The sequence below is a fragment of the Providencia sp. M-27 genome (genome assembly GCF_011077905.1).
Classification (GTDB): Bacteria; Pseudomonadota; Gammaproteobacteria; order Enterobacterales; family Enterobacteriaceae; genus Providencia; species Providencia huaxiensis.
On the sequence record NZ_JAALBT010000007.1, the window covers coordinates 129,816 to 153,056 of the forward strand.

The 23,241-nt window shown below is 41.4% G+C and carries 19 protein-coding genes; 12 read left to right on the forward strand and 7 right to left on the reverse strand.

Annotated elements, in window-relative coordinates; all coding sequences use genetic code 11:
* Positions 1–118: 118 nt before the first annotated feature.
* From G6Q48_RS11990 to sbcD, 4 genes are all read right to left on the reverse strand, one after another.
* Positions 119–418: a hypothetical protein gene (locus G6Q48_RS11990; RefSeq protein WP_102139002.1), complete on the reverse strand. Its 300-nt coding sequence runs from the start codon at positions 416–418 to the stop codon at positions 119–121.
* Positions 419–848: 430 nt separating this feature from the next.
* The gene (locus tag G6Q48_RS11995; RefSeq protein ID WP_102139003.1) at positions 849–1,448 is read right to left on the reverse strand and encodes a nitroreductase family protein; all 600 of its coding nucleotides are present in this window, start codon (positions 1,446–1,448) and stop codon (positions 849–851) included.
* 487 nt (positions 1,449–1,935) lie between these two features.
* Complete coding sequence (locus tag G6Q48_RS12000) at positions 1,936–5,619, reverse strand: AAA family ATPase (protein WP_166266671.1); 3,684 nt, start codon at positions 5,617–5,619, stop codon at positions 1,936–1,938.
* A 1-nt stretch (position 5,620) separates the two neighbouring features.
* Positions 5,621–6,835 (reverse strand): exonuclease subunit SbcD, encoded by a 1,215-nt coding sequence (gene sbcD, locus G6Q48_RS12005; RefSeq protein ID WP_166266673.1) that lies wholly within the window; start codon positions 6,833–6,835, stop codon positions 5,621–5,623.
* Positions 6,836–7,121: 286 nt separating this feature from the next.
* On the opposite strand from sbcD, the gene phoB reads away from it, so the two are divergent.
* The 5 genes from phoB (at position 7,122) to nadS (ending at position 11,918) form a co-directional block, all read left to right on the forward strand.
* Positions 7,122–7,811 carry a phosphate regulon transcriptional regulator PhoB gene (phoB, locus tag G6Q48_RS12010; protein WP_102139006.1) on the forward strand — a complete coding sequence of 230 codons (690 nt, stop codon included), beginning with the start codon at positions 7,122–7,124 and terminating at the stop codon, positions 7,809–7,811.
* A 23-nt stretch (positions 7,812–7,834) separates the two neighbouring features.
* Positions 7,835–9,145 carry a phosphate regulon sensor histidine kinase PhoR gene (gene phoR / locus G6Q48_RS12015; protein WP_102139007.1) on the forward strand — a complete coding sequence of 437 codons (1,311 nt, stop codon included), beginning with the start codon at positions 7,835–7,837 and terminating at the stop codon, positions 9,143–9,145.
* Positions 9,146–9,635: 490 nt separating this feature from the next.
* On the forward strand, positions 9,636–10,961 hold the full coding sequence (brnQ, locus tag G6Q48_RS12020) for a branched-chain amino acid transport system II carrier protein (RefSeq protein WP_166266675.1): 1,326 nt from the start codon (positions 9,636–9,638) through the stop codon (positions 10,959–10,961).
* A 162-nt stretch (positions 10,962–11,123) separates the two neighbouring features.
* On the forward strand, positions 11,124–11,447 hold the full coding sequence (locus G6Q48_RS12025) for a type II toxin-antitoxin system RelE/ParE family toxin (RefSeq protein WP_164454990.1): 324 nt from the start codon (positions 11,124–11,126) through the stop codon (positions 11,445–11,447).
* A gap of 168 nt (positions 11,448–11,615) precedes the next feature.
* A complete protein-coding gene (nadS, locus tag G6Q48_RS12030; protein WP_004905562.1) occupies positions 11,616–11,918 on the forward strand; it encodes a NadS family protein in 303 nt (100 codons plus the stop codon).
* 41 nt (positions 11,919–11,959) lie between these two features.
* Here the strand turns inward: nadS and ggt are convergent, their stop codons facing one another.
* The 3 genes from ggt to G6Q48_RS12045 all read right to left on the reverse strand — a co-directional run bounded on the left by ggt (position 11,960) and on the right by G6Q48_RS12045 (position 15,411).
* Positions 11,960–13,726: a gamma-glutamyltransferase gene (gene ggt / locus G6Q48_RS12035; RefSeq protein ID WP_166266677.1), complete on the reverse strand. Its 1,767-nt coding sequence runs from the start codon at positions 13,724–13,726 to the stop codon at positions 11,960–11,962.
* Between the two features lie 239 nt (positions 13,727–13,965).
* A complete protein-coding gene (locus G6Q48_RS12040; RefSeq protein ID WP_004905550.1) occupies positions 13,966–14,568 on the reverse strand; it encodes a peroxiredoxin C in 603 nt (200 codons plus the stop codon).
* 231 nt (positions 14,569–14,799) lie between these two features.
* Positions 14,800–15,411, reverse strand: coding sequence for an acyl carrier protein phosphodiesterase (locus G6Q48_RS12045; RefSeq protein ID WP_166266679.1), 612 nt, complete (start codon positions 15,409–15,411; stop codon positions 14,800–14,802).
* 369 nt (positions 15,412–15,780) lie between these two features.
* Here G6Q48_RS12045 and queA point away from each other — a divergent pair, with 369 nt between their 5' ends.
* The 7 genes from queA to ribD all read left to right on the forward strand — a co-directional run bounded on the left by queA (position 15,781) and on the right by ribD (position 23,164).
* Entirely contained in the window at positions 15,781–16,851 is a 1,071-nt protein-coding gene (gene queA / locus G6Q48_RS12050; protein WP_102139011.1) for a tRNA preQ1(34) S-adenosylmethionine ribosyltransferase-isomerase QueA, read from the forward strand.
* Positions 16,852–16,940: 89 nt separating this feature from the next.
* Positions 16,941–18,068, forward strand: coding sequence for a tRNA guanosine(34) transglycosylase Tgt (gene tgt / locus G6Q48_RS12055; protein ID WP_102139012.1), 1,128 nt, complete (start codon positions 16,941–16,943; stop codon positions 18,066–18,068).
* Between the two features lie 94 nt (positions 18,069–18,162).
* A complete protein-coding gene (yajC, locus tag G6Q48_RS12060; RefSeq protein WP_004905542.1) occupies positions 18,163–18,495 on the forward strand; it encodes a preprotein translocase subunit YajC in 333 nt (110 codons plus the stop codon).
* A gap of 26 nt (positions 18,496–18,521) precedes the next feature.
* Positions 18,522–20,369, forward strand: a complete 1,848-nt coding sequence (gene secD / locus G6Q48_RS12065) for a protein translocase subunit SecD (RefSeq protein ID WP_166266681.1) — start codon at positions 18,522–18,524, stop codon at positions 20,367–20,369.
* 10 nt (positions 20,370–20,379) lie between these two features.
* Positions 20,380–21,348: a protein translocase subunit SecF gene (gene secF, locus G6Q48_RS12070; protein WP_004905538.1), complete on the forward strand. Its 969-nt coding sequence runs from the start codon at positions 20,380–20,382 to the stop codon at positions 21,346–21,348.
* 245 nt (positions 21,349–21,593) lie between these two features.
* On the forward strand, positions 21,594–22,043 hold the full coding sequence (nrdR, locus tag G6Q48_RS12075; RefSeq protein WP_102139014.1) for a transcriptional regulator NrdR: 450 nt from the start codon (positions 21,594–21,596) through the stop codon (positions 22,041–22,043).
* Positions 22,044–22,048: 5 nt separating this feature from the next.
* Entirely contained in the window at positions 22,049–23,164 is a 1,116-nt protein-coding gene (gene ribD, locus G6Q48_RS12080) for a bifunctional diaminohydroxyphosphoribosylaminopyrimidine deaminase/5-amino-6-(5-phosphoribosylamino)uracil reductase RibD (RefSeq protein WP_102139015.1), read from the forward strand.
* Positions 23,165–23,241 lie beyond the last annotated feature (77 nt).

The window sequence follows — 23,241 nt, forward strand, 5'->3', positions numbered from 1 at the left end:
AATTTTAGAGGTGAGAATGCAAAGTAAGAGGGGTGTTAAGGAAATAGCGCTCGGAATATTAAGACAATTTTTACATTAAATATTCCGAGCGGTTATGATTAAGGTAAACATTATGGATCTACTCATAAAAGACATTTAACATAGGTAACTTAGTGTGTTTATCATACTCAACTTTTACATACTCAGACTCTACCTTTTGGCCATTTTTTAAAGAACCTGTTATTGATACATCTTTACCTTTTCGGTAACACGTAATATTAACTCGCTCTTTATGTTCAACTTTGACTGAACATTGTGGCTCATAGATATAACCTGAAAATGAAATTGTACCTCCTGATGAGTTATTACTTGCATAGGTGAAAGAACAACTTGAAATGATTATAGTAACAACAAATGTTAGTAAAGATAAACCTTTCATAGTCCACCTCCTTAATAACACTTTACACGATGGGACGTGTTTTTGTGCTCTCACTTTTAGTGTAGTTCAAATATCTATAATGCAAAACTAAAAATGAAAATATACTTAGAGTTTAGATGGGTGGTTGGTTAATGTATTGATAAATATCAAATTATATGTCTATTGGATTTTTTGTGATCAATTAATAATCAGGCGGTAACACGAGTGTAATAATAATAGTATAATTGTGAATGTTTCTTTTTGTTTCGATGAACTATTTTGAGTAAATATGTTTTATTGTGAGTTCAGGTTAATTTAGAATAAGTGATAATTTTAAATTGGAGGTATCATAAGTGATGATGTTGAATTATTCACTTTGATAATATCAAATAAATGAAATCCTCTCGTAAATATATTACGAAAGGATTATTTAAATTCTTAGTATTTTAGTTTATTTGAAAACTTTGAAACGAACATCGTCGTCCATAAAGTCTTTATCACCCGCTGGCTCATTAATTGAACCAAATACCATTTGAGCGCGTAATATCCAGTTAGCTGGAACATTCCATGCTGTTTGTACGTCATTATCAATCAGTGGATTGTAGTGTTGTAAAGATGCACCGATATTTTCTTGTGACAATGCAGTCCAGACTGCGAATTGTGCGATACCACTGGCTTGTTCAGACCAAATTGGGAAGTTATCTGCATATAAAGGGAATTGCTCTTGCAAACCTTTAACAATATCTTGGTCTTCAAAAAACAGAATAGAACCGGCTCCCGCAGCAAAACTATCAATTTTTTGCTCTGTTGAAGCAAAGGCTTGCTCAGGAACAATTTTACGCAGTGCTTCTTTGGTCATATTCCATAATTTTTGGTGTTCAGCACCAAATAAAATCACGACGCGAGATGTTTGTGAGTTAAATGATGATGGTGAGTGTTTAACTGCTTCTTTAATTAATCTCGTGACGTGTTCTTCTGATACAGGTAAAGCATCGCCGAGGTTATAGATAGTACGACGATTTTTAATCATTTCGATAAATGCGTTAGACATTTTAGTCTCCTAGCTTTTCATTAGCGCACGGCATGTTATTGAATAAATCTTAGAAGCCGTAGTGTGTTTCAATGGTTATTACTATAACTTGGCGAATGGAAAATCATAGAAAAAAAATTTAACGATAAGGTTCAAATTTTTGCGCTAAGTTAATAAGGTGTTTTTATTTGATTAAAATCAATATGTTAACGCTAGTTTTTGTGGCGATTTATGGTGATGAACTGCATTAATAAGCACAAAAGAATAATATGTATAGAAAATAATTGAGGATAAAATAGATGAGAATGAAAGCGCCTAGGTAGAGTATCAAATTAATCAAAAATAGTACGCTGAAGCGGGCTCAACTTTCTCTACCAATGTAGGGAATAATAAAGCGGATGCATTTCGTTTTTTAAACAACTTAGCTATCTTTAAATTAGCAGTTAATTTTAGGGGGGGGAGTTTTCCCCACCCCGAATAGTCACAGAATTGAGTTAAATTATGCGGTTTAAATGATACGAAATTGTGCGGGAAGTTCGCTAAAGCCAAGCCCATTGCCTTTTTTCACGGCAATTTGTACAGGAATACGTTCTTTCATTGCTTCCACATGGCTAATTACGCCAATAGTTTTGCCAGATGCATTCAAGCTTTCTAATGCATCAAGGGCAATATCTAACGTTTCTGCATCTAAAGTACCAAAACCTTCATCTAAAAAGAGTGATTCTAATTGTGTACGATGACTTACCATATCGGATAGCGCTAGGGCCAATGCTAAACTAACTAAAAAGCTTTCCCCACCAGAAAGCGTTTTAATATCTCGAATGCTATCCGCTTGCCAGCCATCAATAACTTGTAACTCAAGGTTTGCTTGGTGGCTACGCTGTAATAAATAACGGCCATGAAGTTTTTCAAGCTGTTGATTAGCTAGAGAAACTAAACAATCTAACGTTAGGCCTTGTGCATAACGTCGGAATTTATCCCCTTCAGCGGAACCGATAAGTAAGCTGAGATAGCTCCAATCATCGTAACTTAACTGACTTTTCTCTATTTCTTGCAGTAAATCTTGTTGCTGGTGGCGCAGTTGCTTATCGGTATTGAGCTGGTTAATTATCTGGCCTTGTCTCTGATTTATTTGCTTAATTTCTTCATCGAGTTGGGCAACAATTGTTTGTAATTGCGTTTCAGTCAGTGTCGCTAAATCAGTAATACGTTGTTGATTTAGCACTTCAATGGCCTGTAACCCCTCTTTATAACGCGTTTCACACTGTATACGTGCTTGGTTAATGCGTTGTTTTAGTGCTTCCAATTGTTGTTTTTCTTCATGGCTTATTAACGCCTTAAGGAAAGTGTGTTGATCACTAAATGGGCTATCGGTAAGTGCTTGAGTAAACAGGGTATTGGCTTGCGTTTGTGCCAGTTTTGTTTTTTCGCTGGCATCTATGAGCGCTTGATAACTTCCATTCATTGACGCGATGGTTTTATCAGTCTCATTGAGTTGTTTACTTAATTGTTCCTGAGCTTGGAAAAGCATGGTTTGTTTGTCATTCAATTTCTGAATGAATTGGTTGATAGTTAGACCTGAAAGCAGTGTTTTTCGTTGTGCTGCTTTTTGCTCTAAATCTAGCTCAATTTGTTTAAGACGATTTCTTTCTTGTTCAATTTGTTGAGTAAGAATATCGAGTTGTTCTAACTCAACTTTTAATGTGGCTTTATTGACTTCAATTTGTTGGCTAAGTGTTTGCGCCATCACTTTTTGGTTGTTGAAGTGCTCACTGCGTTGGCTGATCTCGTTAACCCATTCATCGAATTTATCTTTATCAGGCACATTTAAGTTAAATGGCATAAGAGTGGATTGCCATTTATCTAATTGTATCTGCTTACGCTGTTGAAATTGGTTATATTCTTTTTGGATCTCATCAAGTTGTTGTGTTTGGTTTTTTAAACGCTCTTCAATCAATGACAAATCAGATTGCCATTGGGTAAAGCCTGCTTGTTGCTCGTGTAGTTGATACTTGGTTTGCTGATATTCGCGCTCTAGCGCGGTCATATCGGCCACTATTTTCTGTTGCGTAGCTAATTGCTCCGTTAATTGATTAACAAAGAGCGTAACGGCTTGTTCATTTTGGGCTAACTCAGGTGTGAGTGCTTGCTCACATGTCTTTTGCCATTGATAGTTAAAGGCATCGAGTTGTTCACTGATTTGCTGCTGTTGTTGTAAATTTTCGTTTTGGCGTTGTTTTTGTGTATAAAGTTGTGATTCTAACTGAGTTTGTTGTTGCTTTAATTGGTCGAGTTTATTTGTAAGCTCAATGAGTTGTTGTTGTGTTTCACTGAGGTGAATTGATTGATAATCGTTAACGGCAGGGTGCTCTGTTGCACCGCATAATGGGCAGGGGTTACCCGCTATGAGTTGCTGACGTTCATGCTCTAGGCTAACAATTTTTTGTTCTAATTGTAATTTGTCATTGGTTAGCTTGATGAGTGGCGTCAATTCATTAATGCGTGTTAGGGCAATGCTCAATGTTTTTTGCGTGGTGGTGATATCTTGTTCTAATTCAACATCTTTTTGGATCTGTTTTTGTTTTTGCGTTTGTGCATTAAGGCATTGAGATAATATTAATGGCAATAATTTAGCATGTTGTAAGCGTGCTTGTAGCTGTTCAATGTGTTGGTTGATGGCATTAATGTCATGTTTTTCTTGGTTTTGTTTGTAGCTTTCTTCTTGTTTTTTGAATGTGACGGTGCTGTGTTCTAACTCGAGACGTTTTTGGGATAATTTTTCAGTTTTCTGCTGCTGTTGCCGCTGTAATTGTGTAACTTCATTTGAAATAATTTGTTGTTTTTTATGCAAACTCACTAGTTTATCAGCTAATTCGAATATAAAATGACCTTGTTGTTGCCAGCTGCCGATGTGCGCATTGAGCTCGGCGTCTTTTGGATGTTCTTCTAGAAATAGGTTGTGTTTCTTTAACTCAAGGTGCGCAGTTTGGATCTGACTTTGAGTCTCATTAACTAAGTGTTGCTTTTGCTGAAGAGTTGTGTGTTGTTGTTCAATTTGTTGCGTAATTTCAAACTGTTGTTGTTTCAATTGTGCAATTTGGTTATCCAGAGGCCTGACAGTTTCATCAATCAATTGATGTTGTTGTTTGGCAAAATCAAGATGTTGTTGATACTCGGATTGTGATTTCAACAACTTCTCTTGCAGTGGGGCACGTTCAGCTTGCTGGGTTTGCAAGCTAAGTTTCAGCTGTTGTTGTTTATTTATGTATTCAGTGAGTTGTTGTTGCTGGCGCTCAACGTCCTGCCATAACGGGCGAAGCGACTCCGCAGGGGCGCTATCAGCCAATCTTTTCAACTGAGGCTGTGCGGATTGGAACTCAAGCTCACTTTTTTTGAGTTCATCATCAAGTGATTGCATGCGCTGGGTGAGTTGGTGATATTGTTGCCACCAATTGACGCCTTGTTGGTGGCGAGCCCGCTGTTGCTTGGTTTGAGTCTCTTGTTCAAGTAAATGGTTTTGCTGTACTAATAACTCTTGGTGTTCTGCTTCAGTGAGTAAATTAATGCTTTGTGCCTTTGCCTTTAGCAAATCTAAGTCAATTTTGGCTTGCTTGTGTTGATTAAAAACATAAATTGAAATCTGGCTATAAATTTCGGTGCCTGTAATTTCTTCAAGTAAATCAGCGCGTTCTTTCTCTGAAGCATTTAAAAACGCAGCGAAATCACCTTGGGAGAGTAAAATTGATTTAGTAAAACGCTCATAATCAAGCCCAGTTATTTGTGCTATTAATTCTTTTATCTCTGTGATTTTTACGGTCAATATTTTACCATCAGTAACCGTTGCAAGCTCCGCCTTAGGCTGTTGTAAATTGCCATCAGGCTTTCCTCCTGCTCGTCGTTGGCTCCAAAAGGCGCGATAAGCTTTGCCTTTGACCTCAAACTCCACCTCAGCAAGGCATTCCCCAGTGTGGCGAGTCATCAGTTCATTTTGTGCGTTAGAAATGGTTTTTAAACGCGGTGTTCGATGATAAAGCGCAAGGCAAATCGCATCCAATAAAGTGGTTTTTCCTGCACCAGTGGCACCTGTAATGGCAAATAAGCCATTGCTAACAAATGGCTCCGCAGTGAAATCAATTTTCCACTCACCTCGAAGAGAGTTAATATTTTTTAAACGTAAACTTAGAATCTTCATATTAACTTTCCTTGCTCATTTGTAATGCGTCATAAGATTGTTGAAATAGCTGCACTAGGCGCTGTTCACGCTCAGGATCCTCTAAAGACTCTTGGGCAAGGCGACGTAAAAAAACGTCTTCTACGGTGAGTTCACTTAATGTTTCATTGGCCAAGGTTTGGCTTTGTCCCTGTATTTGCTTACGTGCACGGCGCAGTATCACGACTTCAACAGGGAGATCTTGTGTCAACGCTTCAATACGCTGTTGGATATCAGCGAGGTAATCTTGTGAAGCAACTTCAATATCTAACCAAACAGGTTTATCTCCTAGGTAATCTTTCCATGCTTCTAATTGCTGTTCTATTTGGCTTAAGGAGCCTTTAATGCTTTGCAATGGCTGAATAATAGGGATGTCCAATGGGGTGATTTGAGTCAATTCGCTTCCGGTGAATTCAACAAGGCAGACACTTTTTTGTTGTGCTGTTTCGTCAAAACTCAATGCAATAGGTGAGCCACAGTAGCGAATATTTTCTTGCCCTCCAATCACTTGGGGACGGTGAATATGGCCAAGGGCAATATAGTCAGCAGGGGGAAAAGCCCCAGAAGGAAACGCATCTAACGTACCAATATAAATATCTCGAACGGAGTCCGTTAAGGCTGCACCGACAACCGTTAAATGGCCAGTGGCAATAATTGGAATATCTAGCCCCAATGCGGTTCGCTGTTCTAGCGCGAGTTGGTAGCTGGCTTGGTAATGATCATGAATAGCGGTTTGTAGTGAGCGTTGTTTATCTTCAATATTTTGCCCTGCAATACTGAGCTGGATATCTCGAGGACGTAAAAAAGGGATGGCACAGACGAGACCAATAGGTTGTTCCTGTTTATTTACTAAAGTAATGACATGCGGTTCACTTCCAGACGTAATAACCTGTGTATTCAAATAACTAAGTAGAGCGCTTGATTCATTGAGTACAGAAACCGAGTCGTGATTACCACTTAAAATTACTAGCTGGCAGCCTGTTTTTTGTAAATCAACAATAAATTTATTATACAGTTCACGTGCATAGCTCGGTGGCGAACCGGTATCGAAGATATCACCTGCAACGATGACAGCATCAACTTGGTGTAATTCCACTTGTTCCACAAGCCAGTTTAAGAAATGTTGGTGCTCAGGCGCACGGCTTTTGGTAAAAAAATACTGACCAAGGTGCCAGTCTGAGGTATGAATAATGCGCATGAGTTATCAATTCCTATCATCAATAATGTGCATGAACGTTCGATAATTAAGTATACCCGATCCATATCACTCGTTGAGGGATGTTTGCGACTTTATTACCCATTACTATGTTGCGGAACTATGTCGTCGCGGAACTATGTTGCGGAAATATTTCACTTAAATGACATTTAACCGTTAAAATAAAGATTAATATGAGTTTCACCCATTGATATTCATAATTCTGTCATAAAAGTGACGCATAATGCTTTCACATTTTAAATGTCTTCTTAATTTTACAGGAACAATCATGGCAAGACGCATTCTAGTTGTTGAAGATGAAGCGCCCATCCGAGAAATGGTTTGTTTTGTATTAGAACAGAATGGTTTTCAGCCTATTGAAGCTGATGATTATGACAGTGCGATTGCACAACTCGTTGACCCGCTACCTGACCTCGTACTACTGGATTGGATGATCCCCGGTGGCTCTGGGATCCAAGTCATTAAACATATGAAACGTGATAGCGCAACACGTGACGTTCCTGTCATGATGTTAACTGCACGAGGAGAAGAAGAAGACCGCGTAAAAGGTTTGGAAGTTGGCGCGGATGACTATCTTATTAAACCATTTTCACCGAAGGAATTAATTGCTCGGGTAAAAGCAATCTTACGTCGTATCTCCCCAATGGCGACGGAAGACATTATTGAAATGAATGGGTTAATGTTAGACCCTACCTCTCATCGTGTCACCAGCAATGAAATCCCTATCGATATGGGCCCAACTGAATATAAATTACTCCATTTCTTTATGACTCACCCTGAACGCGTATATAGTAGAGAACAGCTATTGAATTATGTATGGGGTGCCAATGTGTATGTGGAGGATAGAACTGTTGACGTGCATATTCGGCGGCTAAGAAAGGCACTAGAGACGGAAGGCCATGATAAAATGGTACAAACTGTACGTGGTACAGGTTATCGTTTTTCTGTCCGTTACTAAAAACCACAAAGGGAGAGCCATGCGTGCTTGAACGTTTATCGATTAAGCAGCTGATTTGGGGGCTGTTTTTATTTATCTTACCCGCCCTTATCTTATCGGTTTTTATTGGCCACCTAGCGTGGCTATTAGTGATCTCGCTACTTGCTGCACTGATATGGCATGGGTATAACTTGCTCAAGCTTTCTTACTGGTTATGGTTAGATAGAAGTATGCTCCCCCCCGAAGGGCGAGGTGGGTGGGAACCGATATTTTATGGTATCTACCAGATGCAGCAACGTAATCGAAAACGCCGTCGTGAATTAGGCCAGTTAATTAAACGGTTTCGTAGTGGTGCAGAATCACTACCTGATGCCGTCGTAATGATGACAACCGAAGGGAATATCTTTTGGTGTAATCGCCATGCTCAGGCTTTACTCGGCTTCCGTTGGCCTGAAGATAACGGACAGCATATTTTTAATTTATTACGTTACCCAGACTTTAGCCGCTACTTCACCATTAAGCGTTATGACCAAGCGCTAACTATTGAGCTCAATAGTGGTGAAATCGTTGAGTTTCGTATCTTGCCGTATACCGAAGGGCAGTTATTGATGGTTGCGCGGGATGTGACAGAAAAACGTCGTTTGGAAAAGGCGCGTAGGGACTTCTTTGCAAATGTGAGCCACGAATTACGGACGCCTCTTACGGTTATTCAAGGTTATCTTGAGGTGATGGACGACCAAGAAAACGTGACTGCGGTTAATAAGAAAGCACTGCATGTCATGCAAGAACAAACGCACCGTATGGATAACTTAGTTAAACAGCTTTTGCAGTTGTCACGTATCGAAGTTGCTCCTCAAATTAACCTTGATGAGCAAGTGAATATCCCTGTTACTCTCAAAATGATTGAACAAGAAGCACTCAGTTTAAGCCAAGGGCGCCACCAGTTTGAATTTCATGTTGATGAAAAATTGCGTGTCCATGGTAATGAAGAACAATTACGAAGTGCAGTGGCAAATTTAGTCTATAACGCGATTAGCCATACGCCTGAGGGCACAAAAATTTGGGTTGATTGGCAAAGAAGTGGGCAAGGGGCTCGCTTTAGTGTGAGAGATAACGGGCAAGGGATACCTGCAGAGCATATCCCTCGTTTAACGGAACGTTTTTATCGGGTAGATAAAGCGCGCTCTCGCCAAGGCGGTGGAGGTACTGGCCTTGGGTTAGCTATTGTTAAACATGCATTACAACATCATAGCAGCCAATTGGTGGTGACAAGCCAATTAGGTAAAGGTAGTGAGTTTTCATTTACTTTACCGCCAGTGCTAATTGTTGATGATAAAAAACTTAAAAGTGAGTAAATGAATCCACTTTATTAATATAATCAAGGTATTAATGAAGTGGATTATTTCTATTTATCAATGCATTTATGTGTTTCATTCAAAATATATATATTTAATGCTGATAATTGCCATCATGTTAATTATATGCTCTGTTAAATAATCAATTATAATCACCAGAAAAAGATGAGTTGTTCATTTTTCGAGCAAAGCATATAACGAGTATTGGGATTTTACTGAAAGTAATCACTAGTTCTGAAAATTAGTTTAGTTATTTATTCTTGTTTTTCGGTTTGCTATTGCCTTTTTGCCCTATAAAAGTTCTACTTGTTGTCAGTTATTGGCGAATTTTTCTGTTTTTTGACTTTTCATTTCGTATGATGCAAGCAAATATACTTTTTTATATTGTTAACAGTATGTTTATCAGAATTCTATCTCGCTATATATATTTCAAAGGGTTGCTAAGTGTAAACCCATAATTTTCTATTTTGTCACTTAAAAATAACATAATATGGCTCATCGTTTATCATCAAGAGATATCATCGCATTAGGCTTTATGACTTTTGCGTTATTCGTCGGGGCAGGGAACATTATCTTTCCCCCTATGGTTGGTTTGCAGGCAGGGGAACAAGTTTGGACTGCCGCACTAGGTTTTTTGGTTACTGGTGTGGGTCTACCTGTTTTAACGGTTATTGCGCTGGCTAAAGTAGGTGGGGGCATTGAAGCGCTCAGCACGCCTGTCGGCAAAACAGCAGGGTTACTACTAGCGGTTGTTGCTTATTTGTCTGTAGGGCCGCTATTTGCCACACCAAGAACGGCAACTGTGTCCTATAAAGTCGGCATCGCACCTTTATTCGGTGGTGAGTCCGATTTGCTGTTACTGATCTACAGCGTGGTTTACTTCGTTCTCGTTATCGGTATTTCATTATACCCAGGAAAATTGCTCGATAGCGTTGGGCACATTTTAGCGCCTGTAAAAATGTTAGCTCTGGCTATTTTGGGTATTGCGGCTGTTATGTGGCCAGCGGGGGACCCGATCCCTTCTACAATAGAATACCGTGAGATGGCTTTCTCGAACGGCTTTATCAATGGTTACCTGACAATGGATACCCTCGGTGCGATGGTATTTGGTATCGTTATTGTTAATGCTGCGCGTTCAAGGGGTATCGAAAATTCTTCATTATTAACCCGTTATACTATGTGGGCAGGGTTAATTGCAGGGGTATTATTAACGCTGGTCTATTTGTCACTGTTTAAGTTAGGTGAGAATAGTGGTTCGTTAATTCCAAACCCTGCGGATGGCGCTGATATTTTACATACCTATGTCCAATATACTTTTGGTAATTATGGTAGCTTCTTCCTTGCGGTATTAATCTTTGTTGCTTGTATGGTAACGGCTGTAGGCTTAACGTGTGCTTGTGCAGAGTTCTTTAGCCGCTATGTACCGATCTCTTACCGTAAACTGGTGCTGATCCTGGGTGTGTTCTCTATGGTGATCTCAAACTTAGGTTTAAGTAAGCTAATCGCCTTCTCATTACCGGTGCTAGTTTCAATTTATCCACCTTGTATCGTATTAATTTTATTAAGCTTTACTTTGAAGTGGTGGAAAAACCCTACGATAGTGATTGCACCGACAATGTTAGTCAGTTTTGTGGTTGGTTTAATTGGTGCGGTAAAAGCGTCAGATCATCTTAAAGGTTATATCCCTGAATGGATGACCGCAATGCCACTGTATAAACAAGATTTAGTCTGGGTATTACCCACTATTGTTGTGATGGTTATTGCGATTTTATGCGATAAGTTTGTGGCACCCGCTGCGCAGCATAAACAAGTATAGTAATTTCAATTATTGAATCGAAGGGCCGCTAATGTTAGCGGCCTTTTTTTGTGTAACCAGAGCGGTTACATAACTCGTTTTGAATGGGGCTAATGATATTTTTTTGTTGAAGTTAGTACGGAGTACTAGTAGATTGGATAGGAAATGCGCAAGGAGGTGCAAATGAATTATTTAGAGTTTGTTGAAACTAGAATTTTTAGTCAGCAACGTAAACTAATTATGGAAGATAATGAATTTCAATTATTTCAGGCCTTCTTATTAGAAAACTATGAGTATGGTGACGTAATAAGCCGCTCTGGAGGATGTAGAAAAATACGTTGGAGAGCCTTAAATAAAGGAAAACGTGGTGGTGTTAGGGTTATCTATTATAACAGAACCATGAGCGGTAGGTTGTATTTGCTTACGATTTATACTAAGAACGCAAAGGAAGATTTGAATGAACAAGAAAAAGCGATTTTACGAGCAATCATTCAAAAGCTTGCTTAATGGTTAAATATACTCGTAATCTTTCAAGTTGCAGCGGTGTTGATTACGCTCAGATAGCCGAGTCACATAGTTTATCTATGCTTTCCGTCTATCTTCCTTTATCACCTAACTGCCGCTCGAATTATTTAAAATATAGAATTGAATGAGTTATGTAATAAGGATAATGGTATGGGAAAAAAGCTTTTTGACGATTTAGTGAGTAGCTTAGAAGAGATGGTTGCTATCGAGAAAGGTGAATTAGTTCCTGCTAGTGAAAATATTCATCGCTTCGAACTACCAGATGTTAAAGCTATTCGTAAACACTCTGGTATGAAACAACAAGAGTTTGCAGAAGCGATAGGTTCTAGTGTTGATTTGGTCCGTAGCTGGGAACAACAACGTCGGTTTCCATCAGGAATAGCCCTCAAATTGTTGTATCTTTTAGAAAAGAAACCAAGCCTGATTAATGAGTTGAGGGCCATTCATATTTAATCCAACCCCATCAGTGAAGGGGTTGGATCCTTCGACAGCGATTAATCAACCCCAACTGCACTACCTGCTGGACGGCGTACATCGTTAGAGCCATAAATAAAGCCTTCGCGTACTTTTCCAGATACAGCTGAATCATTACCAGATGATTTAGCACTGACGCCCGCGCCTTCTGGGATCGCGACCATAATCAATTCAGCGGCACCCCATGGTGTTTGTTCAACCATCTTGTATCCCATTTTGTCCAGCAGCGCTAAGGTGTCTTTAGAAACGCCTCTTTGCTCATAATAAACCTCATCAGGGAGCCACTGGTGGTGAATGCGTGGTGCATTAACCGCTTCTTGTGGCGGCATACCATGGTCGATAATATTTAAAGCGGTTTGCAGCGTAATTGAAATAATCCGTGAGCCTCCCGGTGAACCGAGAACTAAAAATACCTTGCCATCTTTCGTCACGATAGTCGGGCTCATGGAGGATAATGGGCGTTTACCCGGTGCAATAGAGTTGCGTTCCCCTTGTACTAAGCCATATAAATTCTTCTCGCCGACTTTCGTGGTGAAATCATCCATTTCATCGTTTAAGAAGAACCCTGTCCCCGGAGGGATAACGACGGAACCAAACCGGCCATTAATCGTGTAAGTCGTTGAAACAGCATTTCCTTTTTCATCTACTACAGAGTAATGCGTTGTCTCTGGTTTTTCGTGTGGCCCTATTCCCGGTTGAACTTGGGTTGATGGCGTTGCTTGATTGGGTTTGATTTCTTTACGTAACTCTTCCGCATAGGCTTTACTCAGTAATTTTTCCGTCGGGTTATTGACAAATTTAGGGTCACCTAAGAAGGTATTTCTATCCATGTAAGCATGGCGCATTGCTTCTGTAAGAGTATGAATATAGTCCGCAGAGTTAAAGCCCATTTCTTTGAGGTCATACCCTTCTAAGATATTAAGCGTTTGGCAGATAGTTACCCCGCCTGAACTAGGAGGTGGCGCTGAAATAAATTGATATCCTCTATAGGTGCAGCTCACTGGCGCTGTATCTGTGATGGTAAAATCCGCAAAATCTTTTGCTGTCAAAATCCCGCCATTTTTCTTGGACGCTTCTTCAACAATTTTGGGGATTTCTCCTTCATAAAAGGCAGATGGGCCATTTTTGGCAATTTTTTCTAGTGTGTTAGCTAAATCGGTTTGGACTAATAAGTCGCCTGGTTGGAAGGCACTGCCATCTGGTTTTAAGAAGATACGCGCGACTTCTGGGTCTTGTTTAAAACGTTCTGTTGTGGTGTCGAGAACATCGGTATCTGCACGGGTTAGAGTAAAACCTTCCCTTGCTAATTTGATAGCAGGAGCCATCACCTGCTGGCGGCTCATCGTACCATATTTTTCTAAGGCATAATCGAGGCCTTTGACTGTTCCGGGTACGCCAGATGCGAGGTAGCCATACAAGCTGGCATCTTTGATAAGCTGACCATCTTTATCTAGATACATATCTGCGCTAGCGGCACCGGGGGCAGTTTCTCTAAAGTTGATGAATAAATCTTTGCCATCGGCTAGGTGAATGGTCATAAAGCCACCACCACCGATATTGCCACAACAAGGGTTAACAACCGCTTGTGCATACCCTACCGCAACCGCTGCATCAATGGCATTGCCGCCTGACTTTAGAATATCCGCTCCAATTTGTGATGCTAAGTGTTGGGAAGAAACAACCATGCCTTTTTTCGCTTCAACCGCAGGTTCGGAGGCGGCATATAGTTGACTGGTAAGGAATAAGGAAAGAAGTAGAACCGCAGGGCGTAATGATGTTTTTATCATTCGTATCTCCCAGTTAAAGTTAATTGAGGTGTTCTATTGCACAAATATTCAATGTGAATAATTTGTTAATTATTTGTGTTTTTAATGTATAGCACACAATAATACAAAACATTGAGTATTTGAGTTAAGAATTGTTAACTGAGTGGAATAATTGCGAGTAGGAAGAGAAAAGATAGACTTGGTTCACAAAAAGTAAAAAGCGGGCTTAATGCCCGCTTTTCAAAAACTCGCGTAACGAATTACAGTTTTGCAGAGTTTTTAGTCAGGTAGTCAGCAACGCCTTTTGGAGATGCATTCATACCTTCTTGGCCTTTTTCCCACTGAGCTGGGCAAACATCACCGTGCTCTTCGTGGAATTGCAGCGCGTCAACCATACGCAGCATTTCGTCAATGTTACGGCCTAATGGCAGGTCATTAACGACTTGGTGACGGACAACGCCGTTTTTGTCAACGAGGAAAGAACCACGCAGTGCAACGCCTGCATCTGGGTGTTCGATACCGTAAGCTTTGATGATTTCACGTTTGATATCAGCAACCATTGGGTATTTAACTTCACCAATACCGCCGTTATCGACAGGTGTTTTACGCCATGCGTTATGAACAAACTCAGAGTCAAAAGAAACACCAACAACTTCTACGCCACGTTTTTTGAATTCTTCGTAGCGGTGGTCGAATGCGATCAGTTCTGACGGACAAACGAAAGTAAAGTCCATTGGCCAGAAGAAGATCACAGCTGGACGGCCGTTCAGGTGGGTTTTCAGGTTGAAGTTATCAACAATTTCACCATTACCTAAAACAGCTGCAGCAGTAAAGTCAGGGGCTTGACGTGTTACCAGAACCATAATTTACTCCTATGAGTTTGAATTAAAGTTTTTTGTCCTGTCTATTTATCACCGATGATTTAATCACTGATAAATAATGTGGACATAGACTTCTAAAAGAATAGAAAAATATCTTTTGATAATAAAGACATTTAAACCGATTATTGTGATAGGTTTTGACTATCAATAATACTGGTTTATCAAATTAATATCAATAAGATAGTTTTATTCCACTAAAGTGCAAGCTTTAATTTATTCCTTTGTGTTAATTGTGACACTCTGTACAAAAAAATGTTGCAGCGCATTGGCCATCATTTGTGGGTAAAATTGAAAAAAAATATTTTCCAACGCATCATACTGCAATAAAAAGTCGTTAAATGAACCACTTAACGCACTGAGCTTGGGGCGCCGTTTTGCCATTCCATTGAGTGATTTTCCAATATAATTCTTATCTGCGTAGTGTATCAGCCACTGTTGGGGCCAAAGATATTCATTTAGCTCCTGAAACTTTTCAGGGGTATGACAAAGCTGAGGCTCAATTATTTTTCGGCAGTCCCGTACAAAGTCCGCTAGCGGTATTGATGGCTCAATAGTTGACCAATGCAAAGATAAAAAATGGTCCCAAACTAAATCTAATGTAATAGGAGCGACCCGACGGTATTCCTCGCGAAACAGTAGTTTAGCTTCTTTGACTAAAGGGTGGGTATCTGTAATGCGGTCGACGGCTCGATGCATAAAGATACCAGAGACAATGTCGGATGAATAAAGGCCCGTAGGGTTACCGCGGACGTAGTCAGCCATGATGTTGCCGAGCAAGGAGCTGTCAGCGAGGTGGGCCAGGTGGAGGTGAGCTAGGTAATTCATCCTTCTATGATATACCCGATGCCTTTCAAATTATAGCCGTGTTAGCTGCACAAACCGACCCTAGTCACATACTGATGTATGCTCCTAGGGATCAATTTGCTTGCTGCCTTGCTCTAATTCGAAATTCATGGGGTATATTTATTTAGTAGAAAAAGAAAAAGAAAAAAGACGGAAGTTAATGTGTCATAAAAGTTGAGTAAAATTGAAATAATTCATTCTTTGAATGGATAAATAGCGTACAGAATTTTTTACTAACAAAATATTTGTTAAATAATGGTGTTTTTTTGTGCGATTTTGCGCTTATTTCTTGCGCCAAAGTCGGTGCGGCACTAGACTAGTCGCCTGTTTTTTTAGATTGATGTCAATACAATGCGTGTTTCTGATTTTACTTTTGAATTACCTGAAGAACTAATTGCCCATTATCCACAGGCTGAGCGTAGCGCTTGCCGCTTATTAAGCTTAGATGGTGGCTCAGGGCAGCTCACGCATGGTGTTTTTACCGATATTCTAGAAAAATTGGAGCGCGGTGACTTGCTGGTGTTCAATAACACTCGCGTGATCCCTGCACGGTTATTTGGGCGTAAAGTTAGCGGCGGTAAAATTGAAGTTTTGATTGAGCGTATGTTGGATGAACACCGCGTACTTGCTCATGTTAGGGCATCAAAAGCACCAAAAGAAGGGGCTGAATTACTGCTAGGCGAAGATGAAAGCGTGAAGGCAACGATGGTTGCACGTCATGGTGCATTGTTTGAACTACGTTTCGACGATGAACGTGATGTATTAAGCATTCTAAACCAAATTGGTCATATGCCTCTGCCGCCTTATATCGATCGCCCTGATGAAGAGTCAGATAAAGAACTTTATCAAACCGTGTATAGCGAAAAACCGGGTGCTGTGGCAGCACCAACGGCAGGCTTGCACTTTGATGAACCGTTACTTGAAGCATTGCGCCAAAAAGGCGTAGAAATGGCGTTTGTGACATTGCATGTGGGAGCCGGTACTTTTCAACCTGTGCGTGTTGATACTATCGAAGATCACATTATGCATTCGGAATATGCAGAAGTGCCACAAGAGGTCGTAGACGCTGTTTTAGCCTGTAAAGCACGAGGCAATCGCGTTATTGCTGTTGGAACGACGTCTGTTCGGTCGCTAGAAAGTGCCGCAAAAGTGAGCCAAGGTGCTTTAATTGCTCCATTTTTTGATGATACCCAAATCTTTATTTACCCTGGGTATGAATATCAGGTGATAGATGCGCTAATCACCAACTTCCACTTACCTGAATCTACATTAATTATGTTGGTTTCTGCGTTTGCTGGATACAAAAACACCATGAATGCGTATAAAGAAGCGGTGGAACAAAAATACCGTTTCTTTAGTTACGGTGATGCGATGTTCATCACGCCGAATGCGCATGCCAGTTCCGAGAAAATTGGTGAGTAATCAGTTTTAAGCGGTGGCAGCAGCTGCTTGCTTAGCAAATTAATATTATCGATAGCAACAGACTGTTTTTCTGCTGCTAGGAGGCAAATGTGAAATACGAATTACAGACGACCGATGGCAATGCACGCCGTGGTCGCTTAGTGTTTGAGCGCGGCGTGGTGGAAACCCCTGCATTTATGCCAGTAGGAACCTACGGTACGGTTAAAGGCATGACTCCCGAAGAAGTCAAAGAGACTGGCGCGCAAATCTTATTGGGGAATACTTTCCACCTGTGGTTACGCCCAGGTCAAGAAATCATGAAGTTACATGGCGACCTCCATGACTTTATGCAATGGCAAGGCCCAATTTTGACCGACTCAGGTGGTTTTCAGGTCTTTAGCCTTGGTGCGATGCGCAAAATTAAAGAAGAAGGTGTGCACTTCCGTAACCCTATCAACGGTGAAAAGGTCTTCTTAAGCCCTGAAAAGTCGATGGAAATCCAGTATGACCTCGGCTCAGACATTGTCATGATTTTTGACGAATGTACGCCATACCCTGCGGATTGGGACTATGCAAAGACATCAATGGAAATGTCGCTGCGTTGGGCTGCACGTAGCCGTCAACGTTTTGACGAACTGAACAACAAAAATGCACTGTTTGGTATCATTCAAGGCAGTGTTTACGAAGATTTACGTGATATTTCAGTTAAGGGGCTGGTGGAAATCGGCTTTGATGGGTACGCTGTAGGCGGCTTAGCCGTAGGCGAACCGAAAGAAGATATGCACCGTATTTTAGAACATGTTTGCCCGCAAATTCCGGCAGAAAAACCACGCTATTTAATGGGCGTAGGAAAACCGGAAGACTTAGTGGAAGGTGTTCGCCGCGGTATTGATATGTTCGATTGCGTGATGCCAACGCGAAATGCACGAAATGGACATTTATTTGTGACAAATGGCGTGGTAAAAATTCGTAATGCTAAGTATAAATCAGACACATCAACACTGGATGCTGATTGTGACTGCTATACTTGTCGTCATTATAGCCGTGCTTACCTGCATCACCTTGATAGATGTAATGAAATTCTTGGTGCAAGGCTCAATACCATTCATAATTTACGTTATTACCAACGCTTGATGGCCGGTATTCGCCAAGCCATTGAAAATGGGAATTTTGAAGAGTTTGCTAAAGATTTTTACCAAAAGATTGGTAAACCCGAACCTTCATTAAATATCGAGTGAATTTAAGTGCGAAATGCCACTAATCTGTGTAGCATATCAAACTTAGCTTTTTTGTATGTAAAATTGCTTTCAATAAAACAATGAGGAAAGTTGAATGAGTTTTTTTATTTCTGAAGCAGCGGCATCAGCAGGTGCACCAGCGCAAGGTAGTCCATACACGATGGTTATCATGCTTGTTGTTTTCGCGCTGATCTTCTATTTCATGATTTTGCGTCCACAGCAAAAACGTGCGAAAGAACACCGTAAATTGATGGAATCTATCACTAAAGGTGATGAAGTTTTAACAACTGGTGGTTTAATCGGACGTGTAACTAAAGTGTCTGAAACCGGTTATGTGGTTCTTGAGCTGAGTGAGAACACAGAAGTAACCATCAAACGTGATTTCGTTGCTGCTGTTTTACCTAAAGGCACAATGAAAGCAATTTAATTCTGATTCTCCCGAAGGGAACTGCCGTGCTAAACCGTTATCCTTTGTGGAAGTATCTGATGTTGATCTGTGCGATCCTCATCGGTTTGCTTTATGCGCTTCCAAACCTATATGGTGAGGATCCGGCTGTTCAGATCACTGGCGTGCGGGGAACCGCCGCCAATGAACAAACGCTGATCCAAGTCCAAAAATCGTTAAAAGACGATAAAATTGAGAGTAAATCTATCTCTCTAGAAAATGGGGCGATTTTAGCCCGATTCAACAACTCTGATGTTCAGTTACGTGCGCGTGAAGTGATCATGAATGCACTGGGTGACCAGTATGTTGTTGCATTAAACCTTGCACCTGCAACGCCTAAGTGGCTTGAAGCTGTCGGTGGTGAACCGATGAAGCTTGGTCTTGATCTGCGTGGTGGGGTTCACTTCCTGATGGAAGTTGATATGGACACTGCATTAGGTAAATTGCAGGAACAAAACATGGATGGTTTGCGTAATGACCTGCGTCAAGAAGGCATTGCGTACTCTTCTATTCGTAAAGGCAATGATTACAGCGTGGAAGTTCGCTTCCGTAACGCGGATGATCGTAGCCAAGCTGAAAAAGCATTGTCTCGTAAATACCCAGACTTAGTCTTTAGTGATGGCAGCGATAACACTATGATTGCTGTTATGACCGACGAGCGCTTACGTGAAGCACGTAACTATGCTGTTTCTCAGAACATTACTATTATTCGCAACCGTGTAAACCAATTAGGTGTTGCGGAGCCACTTGTTCAACGCCAAGGTGCTGACCGAATTGTCGTTGAATTACCGGGTATTCAAGATACCGCTCGCGCAAAAGAAATTTTAGGTGCGACAGCGACATTAGAATTCCGTTTGGTGAATACTTCAGTCGATTCTTCAGCAGCAGAAAGTGGCCGTGTACCAGGTGACTCAGAAGTTAAATATGACCGTGAAGGCATGCCTTACGTGTTATATAAGCGTGTGATCTTAACGGGTGACCATATTACCGATTCAACCTCTGAAGCGGATGAAAATGGTCAACCACAAGTGAGTATCAGCCTAGATAGTGCTGGTGGCTCTATCATGTCTGACTTTACGCGTGATAACCAAGACAAGCTGATGGCAACGCTGTTTGTTGAATACAAAGACAGTGGCAAAAAAGACGCAACAGGCCGTTCAATTTTGGTGAAAGATGAAAAAGTCATCAATGCGGCACGTATTTCTGCGCGTTTTGGTAGTAAATTCCGTATTACCGGTATTACTAACGGCACTGAAGCTCGCCAGCTTTCATTACTGTTACGTGCGGGTGCGTTGATTGCACCAATCCAAATTGTTGAAGAACGAACCATTGGTCCAACACTGGGTATGCAAAATATCGAGCAAGGGCTAAAAGCTTGTATCGCAGGTCTGTTAGCTTCTATCCTATTTATGATTATTTACTATCGTAAATTTGGTTTGATTGCGAGTAGTGCGCTGTTGGCAAACTTGGTGTTAATTGTTGGTGTAATGTCCTTATTACCGGGCGCGACACTCACCATGCCAGGTATAGCCGGTATCGTGTTAACCCTTGCGGTTGCCGTCGATGCGAACGTTCTTATCAATGAACGGATAAAAGAAGAGCTGCGAAATGGGCGGTCTGTCCAGCAAGCGATTCATGAAGGCTATAAAGGCGCCTTCTCAAGTATTACAGACGCAAACTTAACGACACTTATCACTGCGATTATTCTTTATGCAGTGGGTACTGGGTCGATTAAAGGCTTTGCGATTACGACAGCGATTGGTGTCGCAACCTCTATGTTTACAGCTATCGTCGGTACACGTGCTATCGTGAACCTGCTTTACGGCGGTAAACGTATTAACAAGCTGTCAATTTAAGGAGCACGTTGTGGCACAGGATTATACTGTTGAACAATTGAACTATGGTCGTAAAGTCTATGACTTTATGCGCTGGGACAACGTTGCCTTTAGTATTTCTATCGTATTACTGATTGCTTCTTTTGTGATTATTGGCGTCAAAGGTTTTAACTGGGGCTTAGATTTCACTGGTGGTACGGTCATTGAAATCAACTTAAGTCAGCCAGCTGATTTGGATAAAATTCGTGATAGCTTGTCTAACTCGAACCATAAAGATCCATTAATCCAAAACTTTGGTAGCAGCCGCGACATCATGATCCGCATTCCGCCAATTGAAGGCACTGCGGGTCAAGAAGTTGGGAAAGAAATTATCACAATCATCAACCAGAGTGTAGATGATAAAGCAACCGTTAAGCGTATTGAATTCGTTGGGCCGAGTGTCGGTGCTGAGTTGGCGCAAACAGGGGCTTTGGCTCTGTTAACTGCGTTGATTTGTATCTTGATTTATGTCGGCTTCCGTTTTGAATGGCGCTTAGCTGCGGGTGCGGTATTGTCACTCGCGCATGACGTGGTAATTACTTTAGGAATTCTGTCTCTGTTCCATATTGAGATAGATATGACTATCGTGGCATCATTGATGTCGGTTATCGGTTACTCACTGAACGACAGTATCGTTGTATCAGACCGTATCCGTGAGAACTTCCGTAAAATTCGCCGTGGTACACCATATGAAATCATGAACGTCTCTTTGACGCAAACATTGAGCCGTACCATCATGACATCAGCCACCACATTATTAGTGGTTCTGATGCTGTACCTATTTGGCGGTGCAATGCTGGAAGGCTTCTCATTGGTTATGTTAATCGGTGTAACTATCGGTACTATCTCATCTATTTATGTGGCTTCTGCATTAGCACTGAAGATGGGTATGAAACGTGAACACTTGATGCAAGCGAAAGTCGAAAAAGAAGGCGCAGACCAAGAGTCATTACTGCCTTAGTTTTAAAAACGATGAATAACTAAGTCAATTAGCACTCAAAATAGTTCGTGTTGTGAGTAGGCAGCAAGTGAACGATATCCCTAGGAGCATACAAAAGTATGTGACTAGGGTTAATAAGCGATGCCAACACCCCTACAACGCGAAATATGAAGAGCAGCAAGAGCACCCTAGGAGACATCTTCTAGGGTGTTTTTTCTTGCATAGTAGGGTAAACTACCTCCCCCTAAATAGATTCAGGAAACGCTATGCACTGCCCATTCTGCTCAGCTGTAGATACGAAAGTTATTGACTCGCGTCTGGTCGGTGAAGGGTCCCAAGTCCGTAGACGCCGCCAATGTTTACTTTGTCATGAGCGCTTCACAACCTTTGAAGTTGCTGAACTGGTCATGCCTAGGGTCATTAAAAGCGATGATATCCGCGAACCTTTTGATGAAGAAAAGCTTAATCGGGGTATGCAAAAGGCATTAGAAAAACGACCTGTAAGTTCTGATGCCATTGAACAAGCTATTATTTCGATTAAATCCCAGCTTCGGGCAACCGGGGAACGTGAAGTTCCGTCGAAATTAATTGGCAGTTTGGTTATGGATGAGCTGAAAAAGCTCGATAAAGTTGCCTATATCCGTTTTGCTTCTGTTTATCGCAGTTTTGAAGATGTGCGTGAGTTTGGCGAAGAAATCGCTAAATTACAGGATTAACGCCAATGATTGAACAAGACAACATTTATATGGCTCGTGCCTTTGAATTGGCACGAAAAGGGCGTTTTACCACATCACCTAATCCAAATGTTGGGTGCGTGATTGTGCGTGATGGTGTCATTGTTGGTGAGGGGTATCACCAAAAAGCAGGTGAACCCCATGCTGAGGTTCACGCATTAAGAATGGCCGGTGATAAAGCGCAAGGGGCAACAGCTTATGTCACCCTTGAGCCTTGTAGCCATCACGGCCGTACCCCGCCTTGCGCAGAAGCGCTGATCAATGCAGGTGTAAGCCGAGTCGTCGCTGCCATGCAAGACCCAAACCCTCAAGTTGCGGGCCGCGGTTTGTATATGTTGTCGCAAGCAGGAATTGAAACGCGCAGTAATGTTTTATTAGATGATGCAGAAGCGGCTAACCGCGGCTTCTTAAAACGTATGCGTACTGGCTTTCCCTATATTCAATTAAAACTCGCCGCTTCACTAGATGGCAAAACCGCCCTTGGAACTGGGGAAAGTAAATGGATCACCAGCCCCGCAGCTCGCAAAGATGTGCAAGCTCTTCGAGCCGAGGCTAGTGCTATCTTAAGTACCAGCAGCACCGTGGTTGCCGATGACCCTTCTTTAACGGTACGTTGGAAAGAATTACCTAGTAATATTCAGCAAATTTACCCTGAAGAACAAGTCCGTCAACCCATCCGTATTGTGCTAGATAACCACAATCGAGTGACTTCTGAGCATCGTGTCACTCAATTAGATGGCGAATGTTGGTTAGTGCGTTCAAACCCAGATGAAAATGCAGTATGGCAGGGGCAAGTTGAGCAAATCGCTATTCCTGCAGATGAAAACGGCACTGACCTCGTCATTTTGATGATGCAACTGGCTAAACGTAATGTGAATAGCATTTGGGTTGAGGCAGGGGCAAAACTTGCAGGCTCATTGCTTAAGTTAGGTTTAGTGGATGAGCTGATTGTCTATATTGCGCCTAAATTATTAGGAAATAGCGCTCGAGGCCTAGTGGACTTCCCACCGCTTAATGCCCTTATTGATGCGCCAAAGTTTGAATTTACAGAAGTGACGCAAGTTGGGCCAGACCTACGTGTCAGGCTTCGTCCCGTATGGTAAGTGGTTTTTTTGAAAATCATACGTACGATACACGAAAGAATGTGATAAAATCCGCGCCCCGCGGGTTATAATTAATA

Bases quoted from the DNA above. Each gene is read 5' to 3' on its own strand.
- yajC (WP_004905542.1), top strand. From the start codon at position 18,163: ATGAGTTTTTTTATTTCTGAAGCAGCGGCATCAGCAGGTGCACCAGCG.
- ribD (WP_102139015.1), top strand. From the start codon at position 22,049: ATGATTGAACAAGACAACATTTATATGGCTCGTGCCTTTGAATTGGCA.
- nadS (WP_004905562.1), top strand. From the start codon at position 11,616: ATGGGAAAAAAGCTTTTTGACGATTTAGTGAGTAGCTTAGAAGAGATG.
- G6Q48_RS11990 (WP_102139002.1), bottom strand. From the start codon at position 418: ATGAAAGGTTTATCTTTACTAACATTTGTTGTTACTATAATCATTTCA.
- sbcD (WP_166266673.1), bottom strand. From the start codon at position 6,835: ATGCGCATTATTCATACCTCAGACTGGCACCTTGGTCAGTATTTTTTT.
- G6Q48_RS11995 (WP_102139003.1), bottom strand. From the start codon at position 1,448: ATGTCTAACGCATTTATCGAAATGATTAAAAATCGTCGTACTATCTAT.
- G6Q48_RS12025 (WP_164454990.1), top strand. From the start codon at position 11,124: ATGAATTATTTAGAGTTTGTTGAAACTAGAATTTTTAGTCAGCAACGT.
- brnQ (WP_166266675.1), top strand. From the start codon at position 9,636: ATGGCTCATCGTTTATCATCAAGAGATATCATCGCATTAGGCTTTATG.
- nrdR (WP_102139014.1), top strand. From the start codon at position 21,594: ATGCACTGCCCATTCTGCTCAGCTGTAGATACGAAAGTTATTGACTCG.
- G6Q48_RS12045 (WP_166266679.1), bottom strand. From the start codon at position 15,411: ATGAATTACCTAGCTCACCTCCACCTGGCCCACCTCGCTGACAGCTCC.
- G6Q48_RS12000 (WP_166266671.1), bottom strand. From the start codon at position 5,619: ATGAAGATTCTAAGTTTACGTTTAAAAAATATTAACTCTCTTCGAGGT.
- phoB (WP_102139006.1), top strand. From the start codon at position 7,122: ATGGCAAGACGCATTCTAGTTGTTGAAGATGAAGCGCCCATCCGAGAA.
- G6Q48_RS12040 (WP_004905550.1), bottom strand. From the start codon at position 14,568: ATGGTTCTGGTAACACGTCAAGCCCCTGACTTTACTGCTGCAGCTGTT.
- ggt (WP_166266677.1), bottom strand. From the start codon at position 13,726: ATGATAAAAACATCATTACGCCCTGCGGTTCTACTTCTTTCCTTATTC.
- queA (WP_102139011.1), top strand. From the start codon at position 15,781: ATGCGTGTTTCTGATTTTACTTTTGAATTACCTGAAGAACTAATTGCC.